Annotated in this window: 5 protein-coding genes; 4 read left to right on the plus strand and 1 reads right to left on the minus strand. The window is 69.4% G+C overall.

Translation table 11 applies throughout. From position 1 onward, the window contains the following. The first annotated feature begins 7 nt into the window (after positions 1 to 7). Genes CCS01_RS07965 through CCS01_RS07975 form a run of 3 tightly spaced genes read left to right on the plus strand, consistent with a single transcriptional unit; the run spans position 8 to position 4445 of the window. Entirely contained in the window at positions 8 to 1444 is a 1437-nt protein-coding gene (locus CCS01_RS07965; RefSeq protein WP_204848179.1) for an amidase, read from the plus strand. Beyond that, on the plus strand, positions 1441 to 2244 hold the full coding sequence (locus tag CCS01_RS07970; RefSeq protein WP_104518303.1) for a CbbQ/NirQ/NorQ/GpvN family protein: 804 nt from the start codon (positions 1441 to 1443) through the stop codon (positions 2242 to 2244). The genes CCS01_RS07965 and CCS01_RS07970 overlap by 4 nt, the downstream gene beginning before the upstream one ends. Continuing rightward, on the plus strand, positions 2241 to 4445 hold the full coding sequence (locus CCS01_RS07975) for a nitric oxide reductase activation protein NorD (RefSeq protein WP_104518293.1): 2205 nt from the start codon (positions 2241 to 2243) through the stop codon (positions 4443 to 4445). Before CCS01_RS07970 ends, CCS01_RS07975 begins: the two co-directional genes overlap by 4 nt. Positions 4446 to 4548: 103 nt before the next feature. On the opposite strand, the gene CCS01_RS07980 is transcribed toward CCS01_RS07975, so the two are convergent. Then, positions 4549 to 5586 (minus strand): aliphatic amidase, encoded by a 1038-nt coding sequence (locus CCS01_RS07980; protein WP_104518304.1) that lies wholly within the window; start codon positions 5584 to 5586, stop codon positions 4549 to 4551. A 386-nt stretch (positions 5587 to 5972) separates the two neighbouring features. Here CCS01_RS07980 and CCS01_RS07985 point away from each other — a divergent pair, with 386 nt between their 5' ends. After that, the gene (locus tag CCS01_RS07985) at positions 5973 to 6974 is read left to right on the plus strand and encodes a VOC family protein (RefSeq protein WP_104518294.1); all 1002 of its coding nucleotides are present in this window, start codon (positions 5973 to 5975) and stop codon (positions 6972 to 6974) included. Positions 6975 to 7065: the final 91 nt, after the last annotated feature.

The following is a 7065-nucleotide window of genomic DNA, read 5'->3' on the forward strand; positions in this document are numbered from 1 at the left end:
GATCATCGTGACCCTGTCATGGAAAACCGATGCCGCAACGCTCGCCGACGCGGTGCGGCGACGCGACGTCTCGGCGGTCGAGCTGGCGCAGGCCGCGCTGGCGCGCATCGACAAGCTCGACGCCACCCTGCACGCCTTCTGCACGCCGACTCCCGAACTGGCCTTGCGCGAAGCCACTGCGGTGGATCGCGCCATCGCGGCCGGCGAGCCCGTCGGTCCGCTCGCCGGCGTGCCGTATGGCATCAAGGACCTGATCTGCACCAGGGACGTGCGCACCATGTCAGGCGCCGTCGCCTATGCCGATTTCGTTCCGGATGAGGACGACGTCGTGGTCGAACGGATGCGCGCCGCCGGCGCCGTCGCGCTGGGCAAGACCAACGTGCCGGAGTTCGGCTACAGCGGCGTCGGCCACAATCCCGTTTGCGAAACGACGGTCAATCCGTGGGACACCACCCGCACCCCGGGCGGCTCCAGCGCCGGCTCGGGCGCCGCGGTCGCCGCCGGGCTTTGCCCGATCGCGCTGGGCAGCGACGGCGGCGGCTCGGTGCGCATCCCCTCGTCGTTCTGCGGCCTGGTCGGCGTCAAGGCCTCGATGGGCCGCGTGCCGCTGTATCCAGGAACCAAGGACGAGCGCTATCCCGGGGTTTCCAGTTGGGAATCACTGGAACACATCGGCCCGATGACGCGCACCGTGCGCGACGCGGCGCTGATGCTGTCGGTCATTGCGGGACCGGATGCGCGCGATCGGCTGTCCATCCCGACGTGCGATATCGACTGGCTCGCCGCGGCGACGCCGAAGGAGATGAAGGGCCTGCGCGTCGCCTACAGTCCCGACTGGGGCTATGCCGCCGTCGATCCCGAGGTGCGGCGCATCGTCGGCGAGGCGGTGCGCGTGTTCGAACAGGACCTGGGCTGCAGCGTCGAGGAAGCGCATCCCGGCTTCAGCGATCCGCTGGGCGCGTTCTGGGCGCTGGTTGCGATGGAAACCGACCTGAAGGGCATGCGCGCGATCGTCGCCGAACACGGCGACAGGATGACGCCGCACCTGGTCGAGTTCATCCGCCGCGACTGGAAGGCCGAGGACCTGACCGATGCGCTGATGGTGCGCAAGGCGGTGACCAACAAGCTGTGGCGTTTCATGCGCAACTACGACCTGCTGCTGACGCCGACCCTGGCGGTGCCGGCGTTCGGGCTGCATGTCCAGGGGGTCGAGAAAATCGACGGCCGCATGGTGACACCGTCGTCATGGCTGGCCTTCACCTTCCCGATGAACATGACCGGCCAGCCCGCGGCGAGTGTCCCCGCCGGCTTCACCGCGTCCGGCCTGCCGGTCGGTTTGCAGATCATCGGCCGGCACCTGGACGATGCGTCGGTTCTGCGTGCCGCCGCTTCGTTCGAAGCGGCGAGGCCGTGGGCGGATCGGTGGCCGGCAATGGCGCAATGACCGCAGTCGACTCGTTCCGTATCGAAACGGAGCCGTACTACCGGCCGGTTGGCGACGAGGTCGCGGTGTTCGAGGCCGCCTATCAGCATCGCCTGCCGGTGATGCTGAAGGGGCCGACCGGCTGCGGCAAGACGCGCTTCCTGGAATACATGGCGTGGCGGCTGCGCCGCCCGCTGGTTACCGTCGCGGCGCACGAGGACATGACCGCCGCCGATATGATCGGCCGCTTCCTGCTGGTGCCGGGCGAGATGGCCTGGCACGACGGGCCGCTGACGCTGGCGGTGCGCGGCGGCGCCATCTGCTACGTGGATGAGATCGTCGAGGCGCGGCAGGACACCATCGTGATCATCCACCCCCTGACCGACGCGCGCCGCATGCTGCCGTTAGAGAAAAAGAACGAGTTGGTTGCCGCGCATCCCGACTTCCAGCTGACCATCTCCTACAACCCCGGCTACCAGAGCGCGGTGAAGGACCTGAAGGAATCCACCAGGCAGCGCTTCGTCGCCATCGATTTCGGCTATCCGGCGCCACCGGTCGAGGCCGAGATCGTTGCATGTGAAAGCGGCATTGACCCGGGACGCGCGGCGACGCTGGTGGAGTTCGCCCAGCGCTCGCGCAATCTCCGCGGCCAGGGGCTGGAGGAAGGCGCGTCGACCCGGATGCTGATCCACGCCGGTCGGCTGATGCTGGCGGGCCTGTCGCCGGCGGCGGCGGCGCAGGCGGCGATCGTGCTGCCGCTGACCGACGACGCGGAGCTGCGCGAGGCGCTGGCCGCCGCCATCGCCGCCTGCCTGGGATGAGGCCGGCCGGCCCGCCGCCTCCTCCCGGCACAGAGCTTCTGGCCGCCCTGGCCGATCGGCCGGCGCTGCTGGAGCCGGCGCGCCAGGCGTCGGACGCGCTGGCCGGACAGCCGGGCGCCGAGCGCTGGGCCGCCGCCGTGCTGGCGCTGCTGCACGCCAACGCGGGCGCGGCTTGCCTGACCGCGTTGTTGCGACTGCGCGACGAGGCTGCGGCGCTGGAAGCGGTGGCCGAGCATGTCACCGACATCGTGCGCCAGGCTGGCGCCGCGGCGGCGGTTGCCGCCATCGAGGCCTGGGCACGGCTGCGCGAACCGGCGCTCTGGCCGCAGCTGCGCCGGCTGGCGCACGAAGCGCCTGACTGCGTCGCGCTTCTTGCTGCCAACGCCGGCGCGGTCCTGCGGTCCCGCGGGCCTGACGGGCTGGGCGATTTCGTTTCGCTTGGCTTAAAAGCCGCGGGCCGCGATAAGTCGAAACGGGCGCGGTTCTTTGCGCTTGACGATCCGCTCGCTCGGCAAGCATTGGCGCAATCCGGCAGCGACTTCGCGATGCTGGAGCGCCGGCTGAAACTGTTCGCCACCGCGCTGTGGGGACGGCCGCCGCTGCTGCGTCCACGCCCTGCCGTCCCCGGGCAGCCGCCGCCCCGGCGCGCCGGCGTAACGGATGGCGTGATCCTGCTGCCGGACAGTTTCCCCGGCGTGCCGCGGGCGGCGCAGCCAACGCTGTTTCACGCCGCGGTGGCCCATGCGCTGGCGCACCTGATGGCGGGAGCGCCGCGCCAGCTCGTCGGCACGCTGAAGCCATTGCAGCTCGCGCTGATCGGCTTGGTCGAGGACGCGCGCGTCGAGGCCCTGGCGATGCGGCGCTTTCCCGGCCTGCGGCGGCTGTGGGCGCGGCATCACGTTGCGCAGCCGGAAGGCAGCACCGCGCCGGCCCTGCTGGCCCGCTTGGCGCGCGCGCTGTTCGACCCCGGATACGACGACGCCCACGGCTTCGTCGCCAAGGGCGCGGCGCTGTTCGCCGCCGCGGACCTGGAGAACCCGGCGGAAAGCCGCCGCATCGGCGGGCTGCTGGGCAACGACCTGGGCCAGATGCGCATCCAGTTCAACGCCCGCATCTTCGTCATCGAGCCGCCGTACCGCGACGACAATCTCGGCCTGTGGGATTTCGGTGCGCAGCCGGATGCGTCGCCCGCGGTCCTCGACCTGATGATCGAGACCGCCCGGCTGCGCCAGGAAGAAACGAAGGATGCGCCGAAAAGCGACTCCGCGGCTGAGGAAACGACCGTCCGCGCCCGCCCGGTCGCCGCCTCGCAGGAGGGCGTTCCGCTGGCCCGCTATCCCGAATGGGACCGGGCACAGGGCGTGGAGCGGCCGGACTGGACCTGCGTGCGTGCCGTTCCGGCTGCGTCCGGCGACGTCCGCCGCCTGGAAGCGGCGCTGGAGGCGGCGCCAGAGTTGCGCCGGCGCATCGACCGCCTGGTCCGCGCCGCCCGGCCCGGCCGCCCGCAGCGGCTGCGGCACCAGCCGGAGGGAATGGATCTCGACATCGACGCGGTGCTCGACGCCGAGATCGCGCGGGCGGCGGGCGAGACGCCGGATGAGCGTGTGTATCGCGGCACCGCGCTGCGCACCCGCGACCTGGCCACGGTGGTTCTGCTGGATGTTTCGGAGTCGACCCGCCGCGACGGCGCGCTGGAGACCGAGCGCCTGGCGGTGGCGCTGCTGGCCGACGCCATGATCCGGCTGGACGATCCGTTCGCGCTGCTGGCGTTCGCCTCCGACGGGCGGGAGCAGGTGCGGCTGACCCGCATCAAGGATTTCGCCGAGCCGTTCGCGCGGACGCAGCGCGCGCGGCTGGCGGGGATGGCGCCCGGGCTGTCCACCCGCCTGGGCGCCGCGCTGCGCCATGCCGGGGCGGAACTGGCGGCGGTACGCAGTTTCCGCCGGCTGGTGCTGGTGCTGACCGACGGCGAGCCGTCGGATATCGACGTGGCGGACCCGCTTGACCTGGTCGAGGACAGCCGGCGCGCGGTGCTTGGGCTGCGGTCGCGCGGGATCGATACGTTCGCGGTGCTGCCGGGCTGCCGGGGAACCGATGCCGCCGCGCGGATGTTCGGCCGCGCCGGCTATGCGGCGCTGCGCCGGCTGGACGACCTGCCGGCGCGACTGTCGGAGCTGTATTTCCGCCTGTCGCACCGGTGACGCGTTATATTGCTGCGTTGAACTCAGTCGTTGCCGTCACGCCGTGGTCCGGACACCAAGCCGGGCCATGACGCAAGGAATGCGCGCCGAACCCGGAACGTTCCTACCGGTGCCGGGCCGCCTCGTTCGGGATGCCATCGATCGGGCATTCCTCGGTGCCGACGGTCGGGCGGGTGATCGCCTCCACCATTTCCCGCGTCGCGTCGGGATCGCCAATCCATTTCGAATAAAAATCGTATGGGCAGGCGGCAACGCCGCGGTTGTCCTCGCCGGAGTTGATCTTCCCCGTGTAGCCGCGATGCAGCAGCTTGAACAGGTGGTTCTCGGACTGGCCGTTGCGCCGGAAGTCGCGGATCAGCGATTTCGATAGTGCCGCGTATTGAACACCGTAGTCCTCCTCACCGCACTCGCCCAGCGTGCGGCCGTCGAAGCCGATGATCGCCGAGTGGCCGAAGTACGAATAAACCCCGTCGAAACCGGCGGCGTTGGCGACGGCGACATAGGTGTTGTTCGCCCAGGCCATAGACTTCGCCATCATGATCTGCTGCTCCTTGGCCGGGTACATGTAGCCCTGGCAGCGGACGATCAGCTCGGCGCCGCGCATCGCGCAGTCGCGCCAGATTTCCGGGTAGTTGCCGTCGTCGCAAATGATCAGGCTGACCTTCAGGCCCTTCGGCCCCTCCGACACATACGTGCAATTCCCCGGATACCACCCCTCGATCGGCACCCACGGCATGATCTTGCGGTACTTCTGGACGATGTCGCCCTTGTCGTTCATCAGGATCAGCGTGTTGTACGGCGCCTTGTTCGGATGCTCCTCGTGCCGCTCGCCGGTCAGCGAGAACACGCCCCAGACCCGCGCCTTGCGGCACGCTTCGGCGAAGATTTCGGTTTCCTCGCCCGGCACCTTGGACGCGGTGGCGTACATCTCCGCGCTGTCGTACATGATGCCGTGGGTGGAATATTCCGGGAAGATCACCAGGTCCATGCCCGGTAGCCCCTGCTTCATGCCGATCAGCATGTCGCCGATTTTGTGGGCGTTGGCCAGGACCTCGGCGCGGGTGTGCAGGCGCGGCATCTTGTAGTTCACCACCGCTACGCCGACGGTGTCGTGACTGCTGCTGATATCGCCGTGTATCATCTTTTCCTCCTGCTTCGACAGCCTCGCCATCAGGACATGATGCCGGACGGCCTGTGCCGGTGCCATCGGCCGAACCGCCAATCGGGTCCGGGCGACCTGCCGGCGTCACGCACGCGAGATTTTCAAGGCCAAGGTTTGCACGCCCCCGCCGATCGGCGCAACAGGCGACATCGGGACAGTGCGCGCGGAAAATCGCGGAATACGTTCTGAATCAGGAGCGTGATACCGATACCGATGCGAACGATTATTGCTGCTCCAGACAGGAAGCGGACAAGCCGCAATGAATTCCGGGGTCCGGCGCCGTGCCGGCGCGCACCAGCCGGATTGTCCGGCGGCGCCGCGCCGTGATATCAACTGGCAAAATCATAAGACAGGGAGGATCGGCCATGGCCATCCAGGCGCTCGGCTACCTGGGCATCGGCAGCACGAAACCGGATGACTGGAACAGCTTCGCCACGCAGCAACTCGGCATGCAGGCCGTCGACCGCGGCGGCACCATGCGCGCCTTCCGCATGGACGACCGCAAGCAGCGCCTTGTCGTCGATGGCGCGCTGGCCGACAACGAGCGCATCTTCGGCTGGGAAGTGGCGGACGCCGCGGCGCTGGATGCGCTGGGCGCGCGGCTGGAAAACGCCGGCGTCGCCGTGCGCCACGAACCCGCCGCCGCAGCCAATCGGCGGTGCGCCGCCGAGGTCATTTCGTTCTCCGATCCGGCCGGCAACCGGCTGGAGGCGTTCCACGGCGGCCAGGTCGACACCGAACCGTTCCGCCCGGGCCGCGACATCGCCGGCTTCCGCGCCGGGCCGCTGGGCATGGGCCACATCCTGATGACGGTGCCCGACGTGGACGCGGCACTGGCGTTCTACCGCGACCTGCTGGGCTTCCGCATCAGCGACTTCATCCGCGCGCCGGTGACGGCGTATTTCATGCACGTCAATCCGCGCCACCACAGCCTGGCCATCGTGCAGGGACCCGGCCGCGCGATGCACCACCTGATGATGGAGCTTTATTCGCTCGACGACGTCGGCCGGGGCTACGACATGGCGCAGGGGCAGGCCGACAGCGTGGCGGTGAAGCTGGGCCGCCATCCCAACGACCTGATGACGTCTTTCTACATGCGCACGCCGTCGGATTTCCTGGTTGAATACGGCTGGGGCGGGCTGGAGGTCGACGACGCCACCTGGCAGCCGGTCGAAATGACCAGCGTCGGCAGCTTCTGGGGCCACCAGGGACTGTTCGAGTCCATCGGCGACGGTCCGCCGCCCGGCGACGCGCCGCCGCCCATGCCCGGGCCGGCACGGCGCGCGCCGCTGCAGGTGATGGAGGGCAACTACCAACGGATGCACGGCGTCTGCCCATGGTGGGACGCCGCCAAAGCGGGGGCGTGATCGGCGCCCGCCGCTGTAACCCACGGCCGGGTGCCGGCGAATGGTCTGCGGTTACCCCTTGCAACCGGAGATCATTGTGCCCGTCCCTCCC

Origin of the sequence: Rhodopila globiformis (assembly GCF_002937115.1) — a bacterium.
GTDB classification, from domain to species: domain Bacteria; phylum Pseudomonadota; class Alphaproteobacteria; order Acetobacterales; family Acetobacteraceae; genus Rhodopila; species Rhodopila globiformis.

Bases quoted from the DNA above. Each gene is read 5' to 3' on its own strand.
- CCS01_RS07970 (WP_104518303.1), top strand. From the start codon at position 1,441: ATGACCGCAGTCGACTCGTTCCGTATCGAAACGGAGCCGTACTACCGG.
- CCS01_RS07975 (WP_104518293.1), top strand. From the start codon at position 2,241: ATGAGGCCGGCCGGCCCGCCGCCTCCTCCCGGCACAGAGCTTCTGGCC.
- CCS01_RS07980 (WP_104518304.1), bottom strand. From the start codon at position 5,586: ATGATACACGGCGATATCAGCAGCAGTCACGACACCGTCGGCGTAGCG.
- CCS01_RS07985 (WP_104518294.1), top strand. From the start codon at position 5,973: ATGGCCATCCAGGCGCTCGGCTACCTGGGCATCGGCAGCACGAAACCG.